This window comes from Streptomyces yangpuensis (genome assembly GCF_024666385.1).
Taxonomy (GTDB): domain Bacteria; phylum Actinomycetota; class Actinomycetes; order Streptomycetales; family Streptomycetaceae; genus Streptomyces; species Streptomyces yangpuensis.
On the sequence record NZ_CP102514.1, the window covers coordinates 603,762 to 627,650 of the forward strand.

19 protein-coding genes are annotated in these 23,889 nt (G+C 73.3%); 9 read left to right on the forward strand and 10 right to left on the reverse strand.

Translation table 11 applies throughout. From position 1 onward, the window contains the following. Positions 1 to 13: 13 nt before the first annotated feature. From NRK68_RS02930 to NRK68_RS02940, 3 genes are all read right to left on the reverse strand, one after another. Entirely contained in the window at positions 14 to 2,782 is a 2,769-nt protein-coding gene (locus NRK68_RS02930) for a helix-turn-helix transcriptional regulator (RefSeq protein ID WP_257854797.1), read from the reverse strand. Positions 2,783 to 3,017: 235 nt separating this feature from the next. Next, complete coding sequence (locus NRK68_RS02935) at positions 3,018 to 4,784, reverse strand: S8 family peptidase (RefSeq protein WP_183066243.1); 1,767 nt, start codon at positions 4,782 to 4,784, stop codon at positions 3,018 to 3,020. Positions 4,785 to 5,281: 497 nt separating this feature from the next. Continuing rightward, on the reverse strand, positions 5,282 to 6,043 hold the full coding sequence (locus NRK68_RS02940) for a DUF1838 family protein (protein ID WP_257854798.1): 762 nt from the start codon (positions 6,041 to 6,043) through the stop codon (positions 5,282 to 5,284). Between the two features lie 72 nt (positions 6,044 to 6,115). Between NRK68_RS02940 and NRK68_RS02945 the strand changes: the two genes are divergently transcribed. The 4 genes from NRK68_RS02945 to NRK68_RS02960 all read left to right on the forward strand — a co-directional run bounded on the left by NRK68_RS02945 (position 6,116) and on the right by NRK68_RS02960 (position 9,278). Further along, the gene (locus NRK68_RS02945; protein WP_257854799.1) at positions 6,116 to 6,721 is read left to right on the forward strand and encodes a DNA topoisomerase subunit B; all 606 of its coding nucleotides are present in this window, start codon (positions 6,116 to 6,118) and stop codon (positions 6,719 to 6,721) included. Positions 6,722 to 6,837: 116 nt separating this feature from the next. Beyond that, positions 6,838 to 7,845, forward strand: a complete 1,008-nt coding sequence (locus tag NRK68_RS02950) for a DUF1996 domain-containing protein (RefSeq protein ID WP_183065882.1) — start codon at positions 6,838 to 6,840, stop codon at positions 7,843 to 7,845. Between the two features lie 99 nt (positions 7,846 to 7,944). Beyond that, positions 7,945 to 8,556: a sigma-70 family RNA polymerase sigma factor gene (locus tag NRK68_RS02955; RefSeq protein ID WP_183065881.1), complete on the forward strand. Its 612-nt coding sequence runs from the start codon at positions 7,945 to 7,947 to the stop codon at positions 8,554 to 8,556. Then, a complete protein-coding gene (locus tag NRK68_RS02960; protein ID WP_183065880.1) occupies positions 8,553 to 9,278 on the forward strand; it encodes an anti-sigma factor in 726 nt (241 codons plus the stop codon). Before NRK68_RS02955 ends, NRK68_RS02960 begins: the two co-directional genes overlap by 4 nt. 420 nt (positions 9,279 to 9,698) lie before the next feature. On the opposite strand, the gene NRK68_RS02965 is transcribed toward NRK68_RS02960, so the two are convergent. Next, positions 9,699 to 10,430, reverse strand: coding sequence for a DUF7873 family protein (locus NRK68_RS02965; RefSeq protein ID WP_030848455.1), 732 nt, complete (start codon positions 10,428 to 10,430; stop codon positions 9,699 to 9,701). 12 nt (positions 10,431 to 10,442) lie between these two features. Next, a complete protein-coding gene (locus tag NRK68_RS02970; RefSeq protein ID WP_257854800.1) occupies positions 10,443 to 11,864 on the reverse strand; it encodes a hypothetical protein in 1,422 nt (473 codons plus the stop codon). 170 nt (positions 11,865 to 12,034) lie between these two features. On the opposite strand from NRK68_RS02970, the gene NRK68_RS02975 reads away from it, so the two are divergent. From NRK68_RS02975 to NRK68_RS02985, 3 genes are all read left to right on the forward strand, one after another. Beyond that, positions 12,035 to 13,015 (forward strand): ATP-grasp domain-containing protein, encoded by a 981-nt coding sequence (locus tag NRK68_RS02975; protein ID WP_257854801.1) that lies wholly within the window; start codon positions 12,035 to 12,037, stop codon positions 13,013 to 13,015. Next, positions 13,012 to 13,821 carry an ATP-grasp domain-containing protein gene (locus tag NRK68_RS02980; protein ID WP_257854802.1) on the forward strand — a complete coding sequence of 270 codons (810 nt, stop codon included), beginning with the start codon at positions 13,012 to 13,014 and terminating at the stop codon, positions 13,819 to 13,821. Before NRK68_RS02975 ends, NRK68_RS02980 begins: the two co-directional genes overlap by 4 nt. Positions 13,822 to 13,924: 103 nt before the next feature. After that, positions 13,925 to 14,779, forward strand: a complete 855-nt coding sequence (locus NRK68_RS02985; RefSeq protein WP_257854804.1) for a DMT family transporter — start codon at positions 13,925 to 13,927, stop codon at positions 14,777 to 14,779. Here NRK68_RS02985 and NRK68_RS02990 read toward each other — a convergent pair whose 3' ends face one another. Both NRK68_RS02990 and NRK68_RS36705 read right to left on the reverse strand, forming a co-directional pair. Next, positions 14,780 to 17,239, reverse strand: a complete 2,460-nt coding sequence (locus tag NRK68_RS02990; protein WP_373023456.1) for a bifunctional polysaccharide deacetylase/glycosyltransferase family 2 protein — start codon at positions 17,237 to 17,239, stop codon at positions 14,780 to 14,782. 59 nt (positions 17,240 to 17,298) lie between these two features. After that, entirely contained in the window at positions 17,299 to 17,841 is a 543-nt protein-coding gene (locus NRK68_RS36705) for a hypothetical protein (RefSeq protein ID WP_308296034.1), read from the reverse strand. Positions 17,842 to 18,498: 657 nt separating this feature from the next. Between NRK68_RS36705 and NRK68_RS03000 the strand changes: the two genes are divergently transcribed. Beyond that, on the forward strand, positions 18,499 to 20,457 hold the full coding sequence (locus NRK68_RS03000; RefSeq protein ID WP_373024373.1) for an APC family permease: 1,959 nt from the start codon (positions 18,499 to 18,501) through the stop codon (positions 20,455 to 20,457). Between the two features lie 125 nt (positions 20,458 to 20,582). Here NRK68_RS03000 and NRK68_RS03005 read toward each other — a convergent pair whose 3' ends face one another. Continuing rightward, positions 20,583 to 20,906, reverse strand: a complete 324-nt coding sequence (locus tag NRK68_RS03005; protein ID WP_257854808.1) for a hypothetical protein — start codon at positions 20,904 to 20,906, stop codon at positions 20,583 to 20,585. 159 nt (positions 20,907 to 21,065) lie between these two features. After that, complete coding sequence (locus NRK68_RS03010) at positions 21,066 to 22,151, reverse strand: DUF2330 domain-containing protein (RefSeq protein ID WP_257854809.1); 1,086 nt, start codon at positions 22,149 to 22,151, stop codon at positions 21,066 to 21,068. Positions 22,152 to 22,236: 85 nt separating this feature from the next. Between NRK68_RS03010 and NRK68_RS03015 the strand changes: the two genes are divergently transcribed. Continuing rightward, positions 22,237 to 22,728, forward strand: a complete 492-nt coding sequence (locus NRK68_RS03015) for a hypothetical protein (RefSeq protein ID WP_183065871.1) — start codon at positions 22,237 to 22,239, stop codon at positions 22,726 to 22,728. Between the two features lie 75 nt (positions 22,729 to 22,803). Here NRK68_RS03015 and NRK68_RS03020 read toward each other — a convergent pair whose 3' ends face one another. Then, positions 22,804 to 23,835: a Rossmann-fold NAD(P)-binding domain-containing protein gene (locus NRK68_RS03020; RefSeq protein WP_257854810.1), complete on the reverse strand. Its 1,032-nt coding sequence runs from the start codon at positions 23,833 to 23,835 to the stop codon at positions 22,804 to 22,806. Between the last annotated feature and the right edge of the window lie 54 nt (positions 23,836 to 23,889).

Here is a 23,889-nt window from a genome sequence, read left to right on the forward strand (position 1 = left end):
GAGTCCTCGGCGGTCACCGCGTGCGCAGCGCGGTGGCCAGCTGGGCCCGTGAACGTACGTCGAGCTTCTGGTAGATACGGGTCAGCCGGGCCTCGACGGTCTTGACGCTGAGGAACAGCTTCGCCGCGGCCTCCTGGTTGCTGGCGCCCTGGCTGACGAGCAGCGCGAGGCGGGTCTCGGCCTCGGTGAGGGCCGCGGCCGGGGAGGCCAGGGCGCCGCCCGCCGCGTCACCGGGGGCCGGTTCCCGGGCGAGTTCGGTCCACGGGCCGGCCCCGGCCCGCTCGAAGACCTCGGCCGCGGCCCGGAGCGCCGCGCGGGCCGGTGCCCGGCGCCGGCGGCGGCGCTCCACCCGGGCGAGGGCGAGCAGCGTACGGCCCCGCTCCAGCGGCAGCCGGAGCACTTCGAAGCGCTGCGCCGTGTCCTCCAGCAGGCGGACGGCGGCGTCCGCGTCGCCCTGCGCGGACAGGCAGAGGGCGGCGGCCCGGTCGAGGGCGGCGACGACGCCGGTACGGCCGAGCCCGAGGGCGACGTCACGGACGGGGCCGATCAGTTCGGCCGCCTCGCCGGGCGCGTCGGCGGCGATCAGGGCCTCGGCGAGCTCCCCGTGCCAGCGCAGGATCGACGGGTCCACCACCTGCTGGGCGGCCTCCAGTTCGGCGACCTGGCGCAGGGTCGCGACCGCTTTCGCGGCCTCCCCCGTGGCCAGTTCGATCAGCCCGAGTGCGTGCAGGCTGCGGGAGAGGAAGACCTGGTCCTGCTCCTCCTGGGAGGCCTGGATACCGCGGCGCGCGTAACTCTCGGCCCGCGCGAAGCTGCCGCCCATGGTCTCGGCCATGGCCGCCACGTACCAGGCGGGGCCGGGCGAGAGGCCCGCCTCGATGGTCAGTTCCAGGGCCCGCCGGGCGTGCGCCGAGGCCGCTTCGCAGCGGCCGCTGCGCAGTTCGACCTCGGTGAGGCTGCGCAGGACCTCGAAGACGTCCTCTGCGGAACCGGTGCGCCGGACGGCCGGCAGCAGCACCATCAGCTGGCGGCGGGCGTCGTCGAGCCGGTCGTCGAACAGGGCGTGCCGGACGGCGAGGTACTGCGGGGCGTTGCGCATGCCGAGCGGAACCTCGGGCGCGGGGAGGTCCAGCGCCTCGGCGAGGATCTCCTCGGCTCCCGCGTCGCCGAGGATGCGGCCCATGCGGGCCCGTACGGTCAGGGCCATGGCCTCGGCGGTCTGGTCGCCGCCCCGCGCGGCGAGGGCGCCGGCCTCGGCGGCGGCGTCACGGGACCGGACGGGGTCGCCGTCGCTGAGGTTGTGCTTCCAGGCGATCCGCAGCTGGACGGCGGCCTGCAGGGCGGGGTCCCCGGCGGCCTCGTCCATGGCGTACGCGAAGGTCTCGTCGAGCGTGCCGAGGGCCTGGCCCGCGGCGTCGATCACGGCGAGCCGGGCGCGTACCCGGTCGGCGGGCGAGGAGTCGCGGGCCAGGACGGCCCGGGTGGCGCGGCGTGCGAGGTCGGCGCGGCCGGCCCAGCCGGCGTCCTCGGCGGCGGTGACCAGGCGGGCCAGTTCCTCCCCGGCCAGCGAGGACGGGGTGCGTTCGGCGGCGAGCAGGCCCAGTTCGGCGGCGAGGGCGCGCTGGCCGCGGCTGCGGCAGACCGCGGCGGCCTCGGTGATCTCCGCGGCGAGCCACTGGTCGGGGGTGTCGACGGCGAGCGCGCGGTGGCGTACGGCCTGGACCGGGTCGTCGACGGCGGCGGCCAGCGCCGCGTGCCCGGCGGCGCGTTCGGGCCAGCCCGCGTCGGCGGCGAGGGCGGTGGGCAGGGCGCCGGCGGTGAACTCGACGGTGCCGTCCTCGCCGACCCTGACCAGCGCGGCCCGTTCCGCTTCGGCCAGCTCGGCCTCGGCGTCGGGGCGGCCGGCCCGCCGCAGCAGGGAGATGGTGGGGCGGGAGGCGAGGGCTGCCAGCAGCAGGGTCCGCCGGGCCTGGGCGGGGGCTCCGGCGAGGAGGCGGCGGGCGACCTCGCGCGCCTGTCCGGAGACGGGCAGGGGGTCGGCGTGGTGGGCGCTGGAGTCGCGGGCCTCGGCGGCTTCGGCGAGGGAGTGGCCGAGGGCGAGGGCGAGGCGCGGGTTGCCGCCGCTGGCCTGGTGGATGCGGCCGGCGAGGCGGGCGGGGAGGCCGTGGCGCAGGAGGAGTTCGGCGACCTCGTCGGCGCCGAGCGGGGGCACCCGTACGGCGGGGACACCGGGGCCGCAGAGGGGTTCGCCGACCGGGGTTCCGCCCTGGACGCGTTCGGCGACCAGGACGCGTACGAGGGGCGGGGTGAGGCGCAGGGCGAAGCGGAGCAGGTCGGTGCTCTCGGCGTCGAGCCACTGGGCGTTGTCGATGACGAGGAGGACGGGCCGGCGTGCGGCGAGGGTGCGGAGCACCTCGACGACGGCCAGGCGCAGGGCGACGTGGTCGCGGCCGACGCCGGGAGCGTCGGCCTCCCGGCGCAGGAGCGCGATGGCGGTGCGCTGGGGGCCGGAGAGCTGGTCCAGGGCGGCCGCGGGCACGGAGGCCAGGAGGGCCGCGGCCGAGGCCTCGGGTATCCATTGGTCGGCGGCTTCGGGAGTGAGGCGGAGAACGCTCTCGTGGCGTGCCGCGGCCGCGGCCGCGACGGCGCGGACCACTTCGGTCTTGCCCGCGCCGGCGGGTCCGGTCAGGAGCGCCCGGCCGTGCGTGGTCAGCGCGCGGTCGACCGCCTTGATCAGTTCTCCGTGTCCGACACGTGTGTCAGCGTGCCCCGTCGCCGCCACGCACAGCCACCAGCCTTCCGGTCCCCAGCTCCTGTGCCCTTCCTGTGAGAGGCGAGAATACGAGGTCGGACGGCAGGTGGACCCGGATTGTGACGCAGAATTCAGTCACTCGACGCAGAAAACCCGGCGGACCTGCCGATACCCGAAGTATCGGCAGGCCCGGGGATTCGCTTGGTCCGTACTATCGCTCCGTCAGGCGGAGTTGGTACCGGACCCCGAGTCGGTGGGAACCGTCTCAGAAGGTGAGATTCCAGGAGTCGATCTTGCCGGTGTCGCCGCCGGCGTTGTCGTTGACCCGGAGCTTCCAGGTGCCGTTCGCGACCTCGGAGGAGGCGTTGACGGTGTAGACCTGGTTGATGTTGTCGGTGCTGCTGCCGGAGCGGTTGTGGACCGTGTAGACGGAGCCGTCCGGGGCGATCAGGTCGACCTTGAGGTCACCGATGTAGGTGTGGGCGATGTTCACGCCGACCTTGAGGGTGGCCGGGGCGTTGCCGGTCACGCCGCTGACGGCGATGGGGCTCTCCACGGTGGTGTTGTCACCGATGGCGACGTCCGCGGTGTTCTCGAAGTACTTGCCGGCCGGCTGGGTCGAGGTCACGGCGGCGACGGCCGCGGCCGCGTCGGCGAGACCGGTGCCGCAGCCGCCGGTGCAGGTGCCGGCGAGCGGGCGGGCGTTGTTCTTGATCGCCGCCTCGATCTGGGCCGGGGTCAGCGCGGAGTTCGCCGACTTCATCAGCGCGGCGAGGCCCGCGACGTGCGGGGCGGCCATGCTGGTGCCCTGGTAGGGCTTGTAGATCTCGGCGCCCGGGGTGGTGGTGCCCGCGTTCAGGGTGGAGAGGATCGCGTTCTCGGGGGTGGTGACGGTGCCGGGCGTGTCGGTGGCGCGGCGGGTCTCACCGCCCGGGGCGGCGATGTCGATGATCGCGCCGTAGTTGGAGTAGTACGAGCGGTCGCCGGCGCGGTTGCTGGCGGCCACGTTGATCACGTTGTTGCAGCTGGCGGGCGAGAAGCCGGCCGCGTCGGAGTTGCTGTTACCGGCGGCGACGACCACGGTCGTGCCGCGGGCGACGGCCGCGTTGATCGCGTTCTGGTAGCTGGTGCCGCAGGCGCCGGGGCCGCCGAGGCTCATGTTGATGACCTTGGCCGGGGTGGCGTTGGCCGGGACGCCGGCCACGGAGCCGCCGGACGCCCAGGTGATGGCGTCGACGATGTCCGAGGTGGAACCGCCGCACTTGCCGAGCACGCGGACGTGCTGGACCTTCGCGCCGTAGGCGATGCCGGCGACGCCCTTGGAGTTGTTCGTGGACGCGGCGATGGTGCCGGCGACGTGGGTGCCGTGCCAGGACGAGTTGCTGGCCTTGGAGTTGACGCCGCACTCGCCGTCGGTGGCGTTCCAGTCGCCCTCGTCGGCGGGGTTGCTGTCGCGGCCGCCGCCGTCACGGGCGTAGGTGGCGCTGCTGATGAAGTCGTAGCCGGCGACGGTGTTCGCCGCGAGGTCCGAGTGGGCGACGTAGCCGGTGTCGATCACGGCGACGGTGACGCCGGAGCCGGTGGTCTTGTCCCAGGCCGCGGGAACGTTCATGCCGGCGGTGGGCTCGAAGAGGTCCCACTGCTTGGCGTACTCGGTGTCGTTCGGGGTCACGGCCGTGGCGTAGGCACGGGTGTCGGGCTCGACGTAGGCGACGTCCGGGTCGGCGCGGAACTGCGCCATCACGTCGGCGGCCTCGGCCGGCGCGACGGTCCCGCCGAGGTTGACCAGCGCGGCACCGGTGCCCAGGCGGCGGTCGAACTTCGCCTTCTTGCCGGCCTTCTTCCCCTTGGCGGCGGCGTCGTCGGCGGCGGCGGTGTTGGAGCTGGCCTCCGTGGCGGAGGACTTGTATCCGACGATCAGGTTCTCGACAGGCGCCGTGGCGGCGACCGTGGCGGCGGGGGCCGTGGCGGGGTTCTCCACCGCGACGGCCACGGAGGCGGTCGCGGAGCCGGCGAGCAGGGTGACGGACATGGCCACCACGGATATGAGCCTGCGTCTCGTTGCGTGCACGTGATCCCTTTCGAGGGCCGTTTCCGGGCAGGCCGGAGCGGCCGGTCGGTGCAGTGTGGGGGTGGTTCCGGCGGCTGCGGGGCCGGGAGCGAGTTGGTCGGTCTCGCCCCGGCTGCCGCCGCACGCCACGTTGTCCCGGCCGCAACGGCGAGGCAGGGGCAACGGCGGTCCCGGGTCGCTTCCCCCGGTGGGAGGCCTACACGCCATGTGGGGTTGGAGTGTGTACCACCCGGCCTGGGGAAGATCGCCGGTGGGCAGACAGTAGGCAACGCGGGGATGAACTCGATACGGGGAAAACCCTTGTCCGCCCCCCGCGACTCCCCCCGGGAGCCCCTCGGCAGGGGGTGTGATCAGGCCTTTCCCGCGCCACGGCGAGGGCGGGGCGGGAGGGCGTACGGCGGCCCCGCCGGGGGTTCGCCGGCGGACATCGTGCGCCCAGGAGGTGGGGCGCGGCCGGGTCAGGACTCGTCGTGGGCCGCCGGGTGGAGCCTGCGGAAGTACGTCCAGCTCGTCTCGTTCGGTTCGCTCCACTTCTCCGGCGCGTGCGCGAACTCGGGGTGGTGGGCGGCGATGTAGGCGCGGGTGCGTTCGGGGACCTGGGCGTAGGCGTCGAGCTTGCGGCCGCGGCAGTGGAAGGTGAGACCGCCGGGCCGCGCACCCTGTTCCATCCAGGGCAGCCACGGGGACATGCGGGTCCATGACATCGTCGCCGGGACGCTCACCTCGTCGGTGGTGAGGGCCGTCGCGGGTGCGAAGAACTGGAAGAGCTCCAGGGCCCGGTAGGTATCGTCCGCCGAGTTGTCCGGGTACTCCTCGGCCGGCAGCGGCGAGGGGTAGGCGAGCGGGACCTCCAGGCTGAAGCAGATCTGGTCGCCCAGATCGGTCACGGGGACCGGGAAGGGCCGCCACTTCTGGTTGGCGGGGTCGTTCCAGACGTGGACGACGGGCTTGTCCTGCCAGGTCTCCATGATCTCGCGGGTCACCGGGTCCAGATAGAACGCGGCTTCCCGGGACAGCAGCCGGTGGCCGCCCTCCTCCTGGTCCGCCACGAGGCGCGCGACGTTGACCCCTTCGAAGCCGAAGAGCCGCCGGTAGGGCTCGCCCGGCGCCCAGGAGTGGACGTCGCCCGTCCACCAGTACGTGACCTCGCCGCCGTCGAGTCGGGCGCGGGTGCGGGCGAACGCGCGCAGGAGTTCGGCGGGGGTCGCGGCTGGTGTCATGCGCCCACTGTGTCCGGTCACCACCCGGCCGGACAAGCGGCCCCACGGACAACCCTGGTCACTTCCGAGCCGTTGACCCTGCCACTCCTCGACGGGGGCCGCCACCGCCCGGTCGGCCGGTGGCGCGATCCGTCGAACCGGGCACCTCGGAGCCGCCCGGAAAGGGGGCGTACACGGCCCCGGCGGGCCCGCGGCGAAACGCTGCTGATCGAACTGTTCTCAGGGGCAAAGGAGCAACACGACCGCCAGGAGTTCGCGCGGGGCGTCGCGCTCTCCCCGCCCGCCGACGCGGGGCCGGCGACCGCGAGCGGAACCACCCTCGTCTTCCGGCCCGATGCCGAGATCTTCGACACCGTCGAGTACGGGTTCGCCGCGCTCGCGGCCTGGCTGACGGAGCTGGCCTTCCTCAACCCCGGACTGGACCTCGTACTCACCGACGAACGTTCCTCGGACGGCCCTCAGCGGGCGCGGTTGCGGTTCCTGGGCGGCGTACGGGAGTTCGTCGCCCTGCTCGACGCCCAGGCGGGGGAGGATCCGCGGATGGCGGGGAGCATGGAGGTGGCCCTGGCCTGGTCCGGCACCCATGAGGGGGACCACCTCGGCGCGTGGCTGGAGGAGCACCCGCGGGAGGCCGAGGCCGTCGTCGCCCGGATCCTGCGGGCTCCCGTCCGGGATTGACGGGGCGGACGGCACCACGTCACCGGACGCGCCTGTCGGCACCCACGAAAGCGTGCGGCGACCGTTATGCGGATGGCGGGTTGACGACGGGGTCGCCACCGGTAACCGTGACCGCCATGTGGAAAGAACGCCGACTGCTCGCTCTCGTCATCTGCCTGGTCCTGGCCGGTGGGCTGACCGCCGCGGTGGTGGGTGCCTCGCGCTCCGCCGGTCCGCACGCGGGGGCGACGGCCGGCGGCCCGGCGGCCTCCGACTATGTGGACATACGCGACGTTCCTCCTGCCCCACCCGTCGCTCCGGCCACGCCCGCCGACCCCGGCGGCGGATCGCCGGGGTCGATGGTGGTGGACTGCGGCCGCAACGAGCGCATGCACTACAACGAGGACAACCTGGTGGTCTCGCCCGGCCTGCGGTCCGGCGCCCATCACACGCACTCCTACGTCGGCAACCTGTCCACCGACGCGATGTCGACCGACGACTCGCTGGCCGCCGCCGCCACGAGCTGCGCGGGCGGCGACCGGTCGACGTACTACTGGCCCGTCCTGCGCCGCCTGGACCGGCCGGGCACCCGCCCGCACGAGAGGTCCGCGGGGCACGGCAACACCGGCGAGATCGTGCCCGAGACCACGGTCCGGGTCGAGTTCCGGGGCAACCCGGTGAGCAAGGTCGTGGCGATGCCGCCCTTCCTGCGCGCGATGACGGGCGACGCGGTCGCCCGTACCGCGCGCAGCGACGCCCACGTCCGCGCCCGCTGGGGGTGCTCCGGCTCCCCCGACCGCTCCACCACCCGCTATCCGCGCTGCCCGGACGGCGACCGCGTCACCCGCACCCTGACCTTCCCCAGCTGCTGGAACGGCCTCGACACCGCGAGCGCCGGGCACCGCTCGCACCTGCTGTTCCCCGGGGGCAACGGGGTCTGCCCCAGCGACACCTTCCCGGTGCCCGAGTTGCGCGTCTCCCTCGCCTACGCGGTCCCCGCGGGCGTGCCCGTGGCGATCGACTCCTTCCCCGAGCAGCGGCACAGTCCCAGGACGGACCACGCGATGTTCGTCAACGCGATGACCGGGCCACAGATGACCGCGGTCGTCGACTGCCTCAACGAGGGCCGCTCCTGCCGGACTTGAGCCCCCCGCCCCGCACGTGACGCAGGTCACATGAACCGTATCGGCTCCGTCGGCGTGTTCCGACCGCACCACGCAAGCGAGGAAGACGGAGAGGGTGAGATGGCCGGACCACTGTGGCCCCGCACGCGGCGGGGCTCGACCGACGAGGCTCTGATCAAGTCCGTGTACGAGGAGCACGGCCACGCCCTGCTCGCGTACGCCACCCGGCTGACGGGGGACCGGGCCGCGGCCGAGGACGTCGTGCAGGAGACCCTGATACGTGCCTGGCGGCACTCCGAGGTACTCGTGAACGGAAAGGGCTCGGTGCGCGGCTGGCTGCTCACCGTGGCCCGTAACATCATCACCGACCGGTACCGGGCCAGGGCCGCCCGGCCGCCCGAGGTGTCCGGTTCGGCTGCCGCTCCCCCGGTGGAGGCGGACCACGCCGACTCCGTGGTGGACAGCATGACGGTGCTGGGGGCCCTCGACCGGCTGTCCCCGGAACACCGGGACGTGCTGAAGGAGTTGTACTACCGGCAGCTCAGCGTGGCGGAGGCCGCCGACACCCTCGGTATCCCGGCGGGTACCGTCAAGTCGCGCTCGCACTACGCGCTCAAGGCCCTGCGCGACGTCTTCAGGGACGACGGCTTCCGGGAGGGCGGCACAAGAGACGGAAAACGATCGGGCAGGCCGCCCCAGCAGCCGGCCGGACTGCGTGAGGTGGTGGCATGAACCGGCAGCGGCACGAGGAGGAACTGCTCGGCCCGTACGTGCTCGGCGTCCTGGACGACGAGGAGATCCGCCGGATCGAGGGACACATGAGCGGATGCGTGCAGTGCCGGGAGGAGGTGGCCGCGTTGCGCGAGATGGAGGCGGCACTGGGCGAGGTGCCCGAGGAGGCGTTCCTCGACGGACCGCCGCAGGGCGGTGACCTGCTGCTCCAGCGCACCCTGCGGCAGATGCGGGGCGAGCGTGCGGGTGCCGCACGCCGTCGTGCGGGGTTCACGGGCCTGGCGGTGGCCGCTTCGCTGGCCGCCGTGTTCTGGGCCGGTACGCAGCTGGGCGCGGGCGATCCGGACCCCGTCGCACTGCCCGCACCCCCGTCGCCGACCGCTTCGGCGGACCCTTCGCCCCCGCCGAAGGGGACCACGCTGCACTCCGCGACCGATGCGGGCACCGGCGCGCGGATGACCGTTCAGATGACGCCGGCCACCAAGTGGGTACGGCTGCGCGCGGCGGTCACGGGAGTGCCTCAGGGCGAGCGCTGCCGGCTGATCGTGGTCTCCAAGGACGGCAAGCGCACCACCGCGGGCAGCTGGGTCGTGGGCAGCCAGGAGAACGGCGAGGCCAAGGGGGCCGGGCTGGACGGTTCGGCGGCCGTGGACCGGGCCGACGTCAAGGCCGTCCTGGTCGAGAACGAGTCCGGCAGGACCTTCGTGTCCGTCCCCGTGTGACCGCGTGACCGCGTGACCTCGGGGCGGACGTGACGGAGCCCGGGAGCATATCCAGCTCCCGGGCTCCTGTGTGCCACCCAATTGCGCACACCGGCACGTTTAAGAGTCGCGGATCATTCTGAGATCGACGTGTTCTACCTTTGAACTACCGCGCCACGCAAGAGGCGCAGGAGGGACTTGAACCCCCATCCATCGATGGTCGTCCGCGCTCGGTCGATCCGGTGTTCGGCGGCGAATACTGAGACTGGAGCGAGAATCTGAGATTCAAGGGGCCGCCTCTACCAGCTTGGGCCACCCCGGCACGCAATGCCGGGGGAGGGATTCGAACCCCCAACTGACACCCCTGTTTCAGCTTCAACATCAGTTTCAGCTTGCGCTCTCGCGCACCTCCCGCAGACATACGGGAGGGGTTCTTGAGGGCTACCTGAACAGGTAGCCGAACACCGCGTCCCCGACCCGCTGGTCGGTGACCTCGGCGCTGTTGGCCTCCTCACGGGCGTACTTCACGGCCTGCTGGAGCTTCTCGACGCGGTCGAGCAGCTCGTTGACCCGCCGGGCGGGCAGCGCTCCGGAGAACTTGACGGTCGTCCAGTATCCGACCGGCACGTCCTCGTAGTACACCTCGACCTGGGCCGGGTGCTTCTCGGTGGCCTCGGCCTTGACGTGGTTGCGCGGCACCTTCTTGGTACGGATCGTGCGCACCGGGTCCGTCTTCCAGGAGTCCGTGGAGGGGTCCAGGTTCCAGGACTCGGAGGCGTCCAGCACCGGCAGCTTGCGCACGAAGGTGTGCAGGTCCGTGAGCTGCTTCTCCAGGAAGAGCAGATACGGCACGGGTACCTGCGCCAGCAGGACGTTGCCGTCGACGACCACGTCCGCGGCCGCGCTGCGGTTCGCCCAGTCCTTGGTCGCGGTCACGTCGAAGAGCCGCGTGAGCGTCCCGGCCGTCGCGCGCAGCACGTCCTCCGCCTTGACCTGCACCCGGGTGGACTCGGGCGGCAGCTGCTCGCCCTCCTCGTCCTTGGGCTGGTACGTCCGCGAGATACCGGCCAGCAGGGCGGGCTTCTGCACGTCGTGGTGAGCCTGGGTCAGCTCCTGGAGGGACTTGGACTTGACGCCCTTTTCGACTGCGATGATCTGATTCAGCTTCGGCACGTCAGCAACCTATCAGCCGCTTGTCCGATCATTCACCTGGATTTCCGGCACGCCCGCCCGGTCCAGGATCCGGCGCATGTCCTCGGGCGGGAGAGCCGCGTTGGTGGCCGCGGCGGCCGCGGTGTGCTCGTCCGGATCGGCGAGCAGTTCGCGGATCCGCGCCACGGGGAGCCGGGGGTGCCGGGCGGCGGCGTTCCGCGTCCCGGGGTCCCGGCTGAGGCGGTCGAGGAGTTCCGGCTCCAGGCCGGGGTCGCGCAGGGCCAGCATCCGGTGTTCGGGATCCGGCGAGTCACCGAAGCGGGCGGCGAGCCCGGCGAAGGGGAAGCCCGGCCGGGCGGTCAGCATGCCGACGGCGCGGTGGGTGCCGCCCAGGTAGAGGTCGAGGAGCAGCTCCGGCGGCGGTGCCGGGTGGAACTCCGCGAGCAGCAGTCGGACGGCGAAGTCCTCGTCCTCCGCGAGCAGTTCGACGGCGTCGGCCGGCAGGCCCGGGCAGACGGCGGCGCTGCGGCGCAGCCAGGTGTGGGCGGACCGGGCGCACTGCCGCAGACGCGCGGCGTCCTCACGGCGCTCCCACACCCATTCGAGCGTGCCCAGCCGGGCCTCGGGGTCCACGGTGTAGTCGATGGCGGCCCGGTCGGCCTCGCTCAGCTCGGGGCGGGCGGAGACCACCAGCCGGACCGCCGGGTCGGGGTCGACGGCGAGGCGTGCCACCAGGTCGGGCGGGAGCGAGGGGTTGCCCGCGATCGCCGCGAGCCGTTCGCCCTCGGCGACCAGACGTTCGGCCAGTTCCCGGGTGAGCCGGCCGGTCCGCAGGACGTCGGCCTCCCGCCACGAGCCCTCCAGTTCGCCGATGAGCCAGGTGGTGCGTTCCTCGTCCTCGGGGCAGACCTGTTCGGCGGCCGCCAGCCGTACCTCGCGGTCGTCGTCGTGCAGGAGTCGCTGCCGCGCTTCGTCCGGGAGCTCGTGCCAGGCGTCCCGGCAGGCGGCCAGGCGGAACAGCGGGTCCTCGTGGTCCGCGAGGCCGACCAGCACGTGGGCCGGCGGCCGCCCGCCCCAGCCGAACAGCTCCTGGCGCACCAGGGCCTCGGGGTGGTTCAGCAGCCGCTCGTACGCCCAGTCGGGCAACGGGGGCACCGGCTCCCGGTAGGGCATGGGACCGACCGCGAGGCTGAGGTGGACCGACTTGGACGGGTCGTCGACCAGCCGGGCCCGCTGGTCGGGGTCGGCGTGGGCGTTCTCCGCGAAGGCCTTCCGGATCTGGGGGTCCGGGTGGACCAGAATGGCCTCGATCACTTCCTGCGGCAGCACGGCGCGCTGCGGAACCGGGCGTCGCGCGCAGTCGTCCTCCTGGCCGAGCAGCCGCAGCAGCACGTCCGCCGGTGCCGCTCTGTTGACCGCCAGCGCGTACAACTGACGCGTCCACTGGTCGCACATGTTTCGTACTTCCCCCCGTCGAACCGAAACGGGAAGCCTGACAAGGAGGCCGGAGGGTCGCACCGAAGCCCACAGGCGGACCGATCATCACATTGCGGTCCATGACATCCTGTGACGTCACAACTCGCCGGGCGGATTCGGCGGACGTCCGGCAATTTTGGGGAAGGTCGATGAGGCTCTGCTTCCTGGTGGAGGAGCACTACCGCCACGACGGTATGCCGAACGAGGTGATCGGGCAGCTGACCGCGTGGGGGCACCGGGTGGACGTCGTGCGGCCCGGCGGCTCGCTGCTGCGCATGACCGAGGTGGTGGACACGGGTGCGCACGACGCCTGGGTCCTCAAGACGGTGTCGGGCGGCCCGGGGCTGACCCTCCTCGAAGCCGCCGCCGCGACCGGGCTGACCACCGTCAACGACGCCCGCTCGATCCGCGGCGTACGGGACAAGGCGCTGGCCGCCGCCATCGGGCGCGGCCGCGGCCTCCCGCTCCCGCCCACCTACGCCGTCGCCCGCCCCGAGTTGCTCAGGGAGATACCGGCGGCCGAGTACCCGCTCGTGGTCAAGCCCGCCGACGGCAGCTCCGGGCGGGCGGTGCACCTGGTGTCCTCGCCCGAGCGGCTGGAGACACTGCTGCCCGTGCTCGCGGGCGAAGGCATGCTCATCGCCCAGCCGTACGTACCCAACTCGGGCACGGACATCAAGGTGTACGCGGTCGGCGGGGAGCTGTTCGCGACCGAGCGGTGCTCCCCGCTGCACCCCGACCCCTCCGTCCGTGAGCGCCGCGTACCGCTGTCGTCTGAGGTCGCCGCCATCGCCGCCCAGGTGGGGGCGGTCTACGGGCTCGACCTGTACGGGGTGGACGTGCTGCTGGGTCCCGACGGACCGGTGGTCGTCGACGTCAACGACTTCCCGAGCTTCCGGCAGGTGCCGGACGCGGCGGCGCGGGTGGCCCGCGCCGTACTGGGGCTGGCGCGGGCCGGCGGCGGCCCCACGACGGCCGCGCCCGTGCACACGGCCGCGCCCGCGGCACCGGTGCCGGCACCGGCACCCGCGACGGCGGCGCCCGTGTCGCTCCCGTACGTGCTCCCCCTGTCGATCCCGGCCCAGTCGTCTCCGGCGCAGATCTCCGCCGCGGCAGGTGACACCGTATGAGGATCGGCCTGATCACCCCGGAGCCCGGGCACCCGCTGCTGGCGGGCACGACCGCACTCCTCGCCCCGGAGCACGAGGTCGAGGTACTCGACCCGGCCACCGTCGGCGGCGCACCCCCGACACCCCTGCCCCTGGCCGACGTGTACCTGCTGAAGTCGCGCACGCCGCACGCGCTGGAACTCGCACGGCACCTGGAGCGGAGGGGGGCGCCGGTGGTCAACACCGCGGCGGCCACCGCGCTGTGCCAGGACCGCACGGAGATGGCCGGGCTCGCCCTGCGGGCCGGTCTGCCGTTCGCGGCGACCCGTACCGTCGGCGCCCTCGAGGTGTGGGCGAGCACGGCACGGCCGTCCGCCCCCGTGGTGGTCAAGAGCCGGCTCAGCCGGCGCGGTGACCTCGTCGCCCGCGCCGACGACACCGCGGGACTGCGGGAGTTGGCACGGCAATGGCCGCAGGAGCCGGTCGTGGTGCAGCCGTACGCGCCCAACAACGGGTGGGACCACAAGCTGTGGGCCATCGGAGACCGGGTCTTCTCGGCCCTGCGCCGCTCCGAGCTCTCCCCCGGCGGACGCGGCCCCACCCGCCCCCTCGCACCCGGCGAACTCCCCGTCGGCTGGGCCGATCTGGTGCGCCGGGTCGGAGCGGTGTTCGCGCTGGACGTCTACGGCGTGGACATCATCGACACCGGGGGCGGGACGCCCCTGATCGTGGACGTCAACGCCTTCCCCGGCATCCGCGGCCAGTCCGGTGCCCCGGAGGCCCTCGCCGCCCTGGCCCTGCGGCGGGCGGCGGCCGGCCGCACCTGACACGGCTCCCCCGGCAGGTCCGGACGGGGGAATGCGGGCACCGCGGCGCCCGCGGCCCGGTGTCGCGGCGCGGCCGGGCGGCGGGCGCGGTGAGGATCGGGGCATGGGCTTCGTCCTGCCGGTCCTCTTCGCGCTGTTCGCGGCCTTCAGCAACGCGCTGGCCACCGTGCTCCAGCGGCGGGCCGCGCTCACCGTGCCGCAGAGCGAGGGCTTCCGCCCCGGTCTGATCCTGGACCTGCTGCGCCGGCCCGTATGGGTCGCGGGCATCCTGGCCGTGATCGCCGCCGGGGCCGGGCAGGCAGCGGCGCTGGCCACGGGCGCGCTGGCCCTCGTACAGCCGTTGTTCGTGCTGGAGCTGCCGCTCGCGCTGCTGATCGCCTCGCTGCTGTCCCGGCAGCGGCTGCGGGGGGCGCTGTGGCTGGCCGTGGCGGGGGTGGTGGCGGGGCTCGGGGTCGCGCTGGTGGCCGCCTCGCCGGGGGGCAACCGTACCGATGTGCCGGCCGAACGGTGGGTGGTGGCGCTGCCGGCCTGTGCGGTGATCGTCGCGCTGCTCGCCGTCGCCGGCATGCGACGGCCTCCCGGCCGCTCCCGGGCCGCCTGCCTGGGCGCCGCCACCGCCGTCTGCTACGCGCTCACCGCCGCCCTGATGAAGACCTCCGTACACGCCCTCGACGACCACGGCATGGGCGCGTTCTTCACCGCGTGGGAGACGTACGCCTTCGGCGCGAGCGGCATCTGCGCCCTGCTGCTGCTCGAACACGCCATGCAGGGCGGGCCGCTGGTGGCCTCGCAGCCCGCGCTCACCCTCGGGGACGCGAGCATCAGCATCGCGCTGGGGGTGGTCCTGTACGAGGAACACCTGCGGTCGGGCTGGTGGTTGCTCCCCCAGCTCCTGGGCGTGGCCCTCGTGTGCGCCGGCGTGTTCGCCCTGGCCCGGGCGGGCGAGGACGCGCCGTGACTACGGGCCCGGATGCCCCTGCTGCGAGGGCCAGATGTGGTTCTGCGGGCCCGGCGCCGCGGGGTGGGGGCCCCAGGAGGGGTCCGTGGCGTGGCCCCCGTACGGGGCGGCCGGATCGGCCCACGGGTCCGGGGCCCACGGCTCGGCGGCCGGCGGGGCCGGGGCCGGAGGGGCCGCGTACCCGTACAGCGGCTCGGCGCGGGGCGTGGCGGAAGCCCCGGCGAGGGGTTCGGCGGGGGCCTCCGCGAGGGGTTCGGAAGGAGCGACCGGCACCTGGAGACTTCCGTAACGCTCCATCCGCTGCCAGCGCAGCCGGGAGCCTGCGACGGCGGTGAAGACGGACTGGATCACGACCAGGTACATCAGCTGGCGGTAGACGAACTGCTGGAGCGGCAGACTCCACAGCGGCCCGGGGCGCTCACCGTCCAGGCGGAAGGCGTACAACCCCATCAGTACCTGGAGCAGCAGGAAAGCCGTCCACAGGCCGACGATGCGCAAGGGGTCGAGGAAGACCAGGCCGTAGACGGCGAAGACGTCCACGACGGGTGCGAGCAGCGGCAGCAGGACCTGGAACATCAGGAGATAGACCAGGCCCCGCCGGCCGAGCTTGCCGGCCTGTCCCCGCTGGGCGAGGGCGCCGCGGTGCTTCCACATGGCCTGGAGGGTGCCGTAGCACCACCGGTAGCGCTGCTTCCACAGCGCGCCGAGCGAGGCGGGAGCTTCGGTCCAGGCCTTGGCTCGTTCCTCGTAGACCACGCGCCAGCCGTCCCGGCACAGGGCCATGGTGAGATCGGTGTCCTCGGCCAGGGTGGTGTCGCTGACGCCGCCGACCCGCAGCAGGGCCTCGCGGCGGAACGCGCCGACCGCGCCGGGGACGGTGGGCATGCACTCGGCGAGGTCGAACAGCCGGCGGTCGAGGTTGAACCCGACGACGTATTCGATGTGCTGCCAGCGGCCGAGCAGGCCACCCCGGTTGACCACTTTGGCGTTGCCGGAGACCGCACCCACGCGGCGGTGGGCGAAAGGCTGGACGATCATGCGGACCGCGTCGGGTTCGAAGACGGTGTCACCGTCGACCATGACGAGGAGGTTGCACGAGGCCGCGGCGATCCCGGTGTTGAGGGCGGCGGGCTTGCCGGCGTTCTGCTGCCGGATGACCCGTACGCCGGGCAGCCGGAGCGCCTCGACGATGTCGGCCGTGCCGTCCGTGGAGCCGTCGTCGACCACGATGACCTCGACCGGGTGGTCGGACGCGAGCAGGGAGCGGACCGCCGCCTCGATCCCGGCGCTCTCGTTGTACGCGGGGACGATCACGCTCACCGGCTCGGTGACCGGCGCGCCCCAGGGCCTGCGCCGCATCCGCACGTGCCGCCGGGCGGCGACGAACACGGCGACCGCACGGAACAGGCTGATCGCGCCCGCCGCCCACAGCAGCCACGTCAGCAGGTCGAGGAGCCGGCTGCTGGTGCCGATCGCGGTGATCAGCGCCAGGCCCTGCCACCGGTCCGCGGTGCCGGCGTTCTGCATGGGGGCGGGGAGGGAGACCGCGTCGCCCACGGTGGCGAACTTCCAGCCGGACGCCTTCAGCCGTGGCACGAGCTGTTCGAGCGCGGCGATGGTCTGCGTGCGGTCGCCGCCCGCGTCGTGCAGCAGCACGATGTGCCCGGCGGAGTCCGAGGGGGTGGCGGCGGCGACGATCGCTTCGACGCCGGGGCGCCGCCAGTCCTGGCTGTCCAGGGTCGTCAGGACGGTCAGGTATCCCTCCTGCCCGGCTTGGACGACCGCGTTCCAGTCGGCGTCGCCGAGGGCCTTGTTGGTGGAGGAGTAGGGCGGGCGCAGCAGGGGCGTGGTGACCCCGGTGGCGCCGGCGATGACGAGCTGGGTCTCGCGCAGCTCCAGCGACCGGCGCCAGGCGGACGCGGTGCCGAGGTCGGTGTGGGTGAAGCTGTGCAGGCCGATCTGGTGGCCCTCGTCGACGATGCGACGGGCCAGGTCCGGGTTCTCGGCGACGCGGGTGCCGACCGTGAAGAAGGTCGCGTGCACGTCGTTGCGGCGCAGCACGTCGAGGATCTTCGGGGTCCAGACCGGGTCGGGGCCGTCGTCGAAGGTCAGGGCGATCGTGCGGGGCGCCGGGGTGGCGGTGCGGCCGGCCACCCCCTCGATCACCGGGCCGCCGGAGCTGATCGCGGCCTGTACGGACGCCCCGGAGGCCTGCCCGCGGGGAGCCCCGTCGGGGCGCTCGTCGAACAGGTGCTGGGTGTAGCCCTCGAGGAGCAGCGCCGCCGAGAGCGTGAGCACCAGGGTGGTGAGCAGCAGCCAGTGGGTACGCAGGGGGACGTTGCGTACGGAGGTGTGCCTGCCGTACGAGCGGCGACGGCGGTTCTTCGACACGGGGTGGGTATTCCTGCCTGCTGCGTCGGGTGGTGCGGTGCGGGCGTGCGGTGCGGGCGTGCCGTGCATGCGTGACGTACGCGAAGCGTGGGCGTGAGGTGCGGACGGCGTCGGTCGGTCCGCCGGGGTCAGGGGCGGCCGGTGGGCTTTCCGCCACCCTGGCCGGGCGGCGCCGTGAAGCGGCCCCGGCCGCCTCCGGGGGACCGCTGGCCCGGATCCGCCGGGCCGGTGGTGGCCTTCGTCGGAGCCGGTCCCGTGACGGGTGCGGCGGTCCCGGATGTGGCGGCCGGTGCGGGGGCGGTGGGGCGCGCGGCGGCCGGAGTGGCCCGGGGGCCCGCGCCCGCCGTACCGCGGGGGGACGGGCCGGCCGTCGCACCCCTGGCCGGCTCCCCCGGCGCCGGGGTCTGCGGGGCCTGGGACGCGGGGAGGAGGGGCGATCGGAAGGTGGGGCCGCCCATCAGTGTGCTCAGGAGCAGGATGACGTAGGCGGCGGCCGGTATCACCAGCAGGTAGCCCCATCGCCGCACACGCCGCTGCCTGCGCCCCGAGCCGTCCACGAACACGGGGGCCGCGGCAGCCGGGGACGCGGCCTGCGACCCCTGGGCCGCTCCGGTGTCACCGAGGAAGAGCTCCATCGTGTCTTCGTCCGCGGCGCCGGGTGATGGGTGCATGGGTCGGGGCCTCTGGGGATCGGGCGACGGGTGTCGGCGGTCGAACAGTCGAACGGAATGGCGGTCGTCCGGAGGAGGCGACCCGTGCCCTTCAGCGCTGAAGCCGCCGCTGGTGTCACTTCCGGCAGTGCGAATCGGGGCCTTTCCCCACGTTGCGGGTACGGCAGGGGGCGCGCGGCCGGGTCCGGCGCGCCCCTCTGGTCCCGGGACGCTCCGGGCCAGGGGGTCCGCGCGACCGGTGACGGCGGCGACAGCCGGCGGGGGGAGCGTCATTCGGCGGCAGGCTGCCGGAAGGAGTTCCGCGCGGCCCGGAGCGGCGTTAGGGATCCGTATGGATTTCGCGGGGCAGGACGCTGCATGAGGCGCTGTGGTCGCTTCAAGGCAGGCAGGGCACTGGGGGTCACGGCGTCGCGCTGAACGGGGCTTTTCCCGTTACTACGCGGCCTGTTCGGGCCGGGTGGGGCGGGCGGGACGGTGGATGATCCGGTGAGCACGAGGGCAGGGCGGGTGAGAGGACTGGCCCGTGCGGTGCGGGGCCGCGTCGGTGGCGGGCCCATACTCGATGATCGCTGTGAGGCCACACGGTGTGGCCGTGACGTGATGTGAGCAGGCCGGAAAGGGTTGATGGGGGATATGAGGGACGCGGATCACACGGGTATGCCCGAGGTGGTGGACAGCCCTGCCCTTCGGCCCCAGCCGTCGGGCGGGCTCGGGCGGTGGATGCTGCGGCACCAGGTGCAGCCGGTGGGACCGGCGGCCGACGAGGGCCACGCCAAGCCGCACCCGTGGTGGAAGGTGATGTGCCTGACCGGTGTCGACTACTTCTCCAGCCTGGCCTACGTACCCGCCATCGCCGCTCTCGCCGCAGGGGCGGTCTCTCCGCTGGCGACGCTGCTGATCGTGGCGTTGACGCTGCTGGGCATGCTGCCGATGTACCGGCGGGTGGCGAAGGAGAGCCCGCACGGCGCCGGGTCGGTGGCGATGCTGGAGGACCTGCTGCCGTTCTGGTGGGGCAAGCTGTTCGTCCTCGTCCTGCTCGGCTTCGTCGCCACCTCGTGGATCATCACCATCACCCTGTCCACCGCCGACGCCTCCGTCCACGTGGTGGAGAACCCCTTCTTCCCCGAAGTTCTGCACGGCCACGAGGTCGCCCTGACGGTGGCGCTGCTGCTCGTGCTCGGCGGGGTGTTCCTGCTGGGGTTCAGCGAGGCGGTCAGCGTGGCCATCCCCCTGGTCGCGGTCTTCCTCGCGCTGAACGCGGTCGTCATCGGCGTCGGGCTGGTCCACGTGTTCACCACCCCCGGGGCCTGGTCGGCGTGGACCGACGCCCTCGCCGCGGGCGGAGGCGGCTTCGGCGACCTCCTGGGCCCGGCCCTGCTCGCCTTCCCGCTGCTGGTGCTCGGCCTGTCGGGCTTCGAGACCGGCGTGAGCATGATGCCGCTCGTCGCCGCCGAGGGCGCCGACGCCGAGCAGCGGCTGCGCTCGCGGATCCGCAACACCCGCAGGCTGCTGACCACCGCCGCGCTCATCATGAGCGTCTACCTGCTGTCCGCGAGCTTCGTCACCACCCTCCTCATCCCCCACGAGTTGTTCGAACCGGGTGGCGCCGCGAACGGCCGTGCCCTGGCGTGGGTGGCCCACGAGCACGTGGGCGAGGCGTTCGGCACCGTCTACGACATCAGCACCATCCTGATCCTGTGGTTCGCCGGAGCCTCCGCCATGGCGGGACTGGTCAACATCGTGCCCCGCTACCTGCCGGACTACGGCATGGCCCCCGAGTGGGGACGCGCCGTCCGGCCGGTCGTCATCGTCTACACGCTCCTGTGCATCCTCATCACCATCGCCTTCGACGCCGACGTCGACGAGCAGGCCGGCGCCTACGCCACCGGCATCCTCGCCATGATGGTCTCCGGCGCCTTCGCCGTCACCGTCTCCGTCGCGCGCCACCGCCGCCGGACCGCGACCGTCGGTTTCGCGCTGCTCACCGCCGTCCTGCTGTACGCCCTGATCGCCAACATCGTCGACAAGCCCGACGGCATCGTCATCTCCGCCTTCTTCATCGCCGGCATCATCGTCGTGTCGCTGATCTCCCGCGTCTCGCGCACCACCGAACTGCGCGCCGACCGCATCGTCTTCGACGCCGATGCCCGCCGGTTCATCGACGACACCCTCGCCCACGACAACGCGATCAACCTCATCGCCAACCGCCGTCAGGCCGGCGACGTCGCCGAGTACCGCGACAAGGAACGCGAACAGCGCGGCGTCAATCCGGTGCCCGGCCGAGCCGACGTCATCTTCCTGGAGATCGACGTGGTCGACCCCTCCGACTTCAGCGACACCCTGACCGTCCACGGAGCCGAGGTCGGCAGCCACCGGATCCTGCGCGCGGCCGCCCCGGCCGCACCGAACGCCATCGCCGCCATCCTGCTGGCCCTGCGGGACGCCACCGGAGTCCAGCCGCACTGCCACTTCGCCTGGGCCGAGGGCAGCCCACTCGTGCACATGGTCCGCTACTTCCTCCTGGGACGCGGCGACACCGCCCCGGTCACCCGCGAGATCATCCGCAGCCACGAACCCGACCCGGCACGCCGCCCCGGCATCCACGTCGGAGGCTGACGACGCCAGCCGGGGCCGGCCCCGAGCGCAGGAAACGCGGGGCCCGTCCCGGACACCGACGCCCGGGACGGGCACAGACCGCGGTCAGGTGCGGCCGAGCGGCGGCACGCCGCCCGTCACGGGGCTCACTTGCCGAGCATGCCGCCCGTCGCCTGGCCGGCCGCACCCTGCATCAGGGCCTCGTTGCCCATGATCTGGGTGCCCGGGAGGGCTGCCATGCCGATGTCACCGGTCGGCGCGGTGCCGTTGTAGGAGCCGACCGTGTTGTCGCGGCCGACGTTGAAGATGTCGTCGCCCGCGACCTGGGTCTGGTCGCCGAAGACGATCGAGTACGTGTTGCTGATCGGTGCGTAGACGGCGAAGGTGTCGTCGGCGGAGGCGGCGGACGCGCCCGCCAGGAGGATGCCGCCGGCGGCGAGAGCGGTCAGGGCGCAACGGATCGATCGCACGAGTACTGCCTTTCGTGGAGGATGCAGGAAAGGACGCAGAAAGCAGTGCGAACGTAGGGCGCTTCGCGCGGCAGGAGTCCGTACCCGCCGCCGTACGGCCCGAGTCCATCCGTACGGCGCAGCCTCCCGGACCGGCACACGGCCGGTCCGGTGCGCTGCTCAGGCGGTGGGCCCGGCGGCCCGGCGCAGACGGCGGAGGGTCAGCGCGTAGGCGGTCGCCGCGATCGCGGCGACGGCCGCCCCGACCGTCAGGAGCCAGACCGGGATGCCGTCGCCGACCGTGAGCAGCTCGTTGCGGTAGACGGTCCGGCGGTACGGGGTGTCCTTCGGGGTCGCGCGCAGTTCGTGGTCGGCGTCGATGCGGCCCGGCTCGGGGAACTCCTGGTCGATCGCCGTGAGGAACACCGGCTTGCCGTCGGCGAGGTCGGCGAGCGGGCCGGCCTTCGGCTCGATGGTGCCCGCGAAGGTCACCTTCGGTGCGGAGCCGCCGATCCGGGTGGCGGGCTCCATCCGGTGGTCCGCGAGGACGTACAGGCCGAGCGACTGCGGTGTCCTGGCCATGCGGGAGAGCCGCATCGGGTAGACCAGCCGGTCGCTGTCGAAGCGGATCTTCAGCGGGTCGAGGTCGCCGCGGAGCACCTTGCCCTGTCCGCCGCGCGGGGCGAGGCGTACCGCCACGTACTCCCACTGCTGGTCGACGTACGGCTTGACCTCGGTCGCGAGGCGGTCGGGGAGCTGGAAGCCGTTGCTCTCCAGCCAGTTCTTCAGCGCGTCCGGGTCGGAGGCGGTCAGCCGGGCGACGTCGAAGTCGCCGAGCTGCTCCCGGCCGACCACACCGACGGACGGCGCGGCGCCGGCTGCCGGGGCGCCCGCGCCGTCGCTCATACCGGACGAGAAGGGCCAGTCGCCGCTGCGCGGCCAGAAGTGGCTGCGGGTCTTCCGCTCGGGCCGGGTCAGCTCGCGCAGTTCGTCGAACAGGTCGCCGTCGCCCAGCTCCACCGTGGCGCGCCCCGGCACCGGCATGATCCAGGCCGCCCGCTGCGCGTTCCCGCCGACGGTGAAGCGCATGACGATCTGTTCCGTGCGCCCGTCCCAGCGCACGACGGAGGTCTCGCGGTCGACGCCGATACGGGACTGGCCGTCGGGGATCATCGCCCCGCAGCCGCAGGCGTAGGCGGGGCTGATGAGGGAGCCCACCTGGGTCGCGAACAGGGCAAACAGTAGAAATATGATCCTTCGTTTCATCCACACGGGGCTTCAGACGGCCGACCGTGTGTTCCGGTTCCGCCCCCCGTCGCTGCACGATCCGACCTGGCCCATACTGTGGCGCATGAGGGGGAGTGAGAAGCAGGCGCAGGTTCTGCGCAGCCCGATGGTTCCGGACTCCGTGGTGGCGGAGATCGCGCGGCACGACTGGGAGCGCATCGAGTGCGGCTGCGGCCGTTCCGCGGGCCATCTGGTGGACGCCGTACGCGACGCCGCCGAGGGGCATCCCGCGGCGTTCCACGCGTTGGAGGGCCATGCCTTCTTCGCGCAGCACCTGAAGCCGCCGGCTCCGGCGGTGTGCGCCGTGCTGATGGCGGTGTGGTCGGTTCAGCCGCCCCGGCGCGCGACGCGCGAGGCGCTGCTGTGGACGCTGCTGGCCCTGCTGTGCACCGTGGACGACGGCGGGACCCACGAGGCCGGCCTGCACGGGCAGTGCGCCGCCTTCATCCGCACCGGTGTGGACGGGTTCCGCCGGGAGCTGGCCGCCGTGCCGGGATCCGGGACGGCGGCGTACGCGGAGGGCATCCTGGAGATCCTCGGACTGCCGTCGTCCTGAGGCCGCAGGCGCGTGTGAAGGCACGGGTGTGCGGCTGGGTGGCAGCTTGCGGACGGGCGGCGGCGGCCGGCTTGCTCACCCGGTGGCGCGCGCCGTCTCGGTGACCGCGCCGGGCAGCCAGTCGGCGACCCGGCCGAAGGCGAAGCCCAGGGCCGTGGCCCGGCCGTTGTCCATGGCGTAGGCCCGGTCGAAGGAGAAGGGCGACGCGTCGGCGCCCGCCTCGACGACCCGGTGGTGGGGCCGCCGTCCGAGCCGTTCCGCGACCGTGGCGCAGAGGTCGAGGACGTCCGGGGCGCCGTGCGAGGCGGCGTTGACGGGACCGGTGAAGGTCTGCCGTGCCGTCCAGTCGAGGAAGTCGGCCATCTCCAGGTGGTGGATGAACGAGGTGCCGTACGGGGCTGCGTGGACGTCGACCGGGATCCCGGCGGCGATCCGCCGCACGTAGTGCGCGAGACGCCCGGTGAACTCCGCCCGGCCGCCCCCGAGGACGTGCGCGGTCCGGACGCTGACGAACGGGAACGGCGGCCCGGTCGGTTCGAGCGGCTCGTTCGACTCGTGCGGCCCGGTCGGCCCGAGCGGCCCGTGCGGCCCGTGCAGGAAGACGGCCTCGGCCCGTCGCTTCCCCTCCGCGTAGGCCCGGGCCTGCGCCCGGGTGTCACCGGGTGCGGGGGCGGCGGGCTCCTGCCGGTACCGCAACGGCGGCCGCGTGAGGTCCAGGTCCCCCTCGACGACGGGTACGACGGGGGCGGCGGGCAGGCCGGGCGCGGAGCGCGGCCCGGAGCCGGCGGGCAGCGTGGCCGGGTCGTACACCTCCATCGTCGAGGTCATCACATAGCGCCCGGTCCTGTCGGCGAACACCCGCCGGGCGACGGCCGCCTGGAGCGGCGTGTAGCAGACCTGGTCGACGACCACGTCGAAGTCCCGCCGGCCCAGGGCCGTCCGCAGCCCCGCCTCGTCGTCGCGGTCGGCGAGGAGCCGGCCGACGCCGGGGGGCGGGGCGCTGGAGCCCCGGTTGAGGACCATGACGTCGTCCCCCGCGTCACGCAACCGCGTGACCAGGGACTTCCCGAAGTACCGGCTGCCGCCGATGACAAGAATCCGCTTCATGGGTCAGACTCTCGCGCGGTATCGTCCCCAGCGGAACCGACCACCCGCTGAACG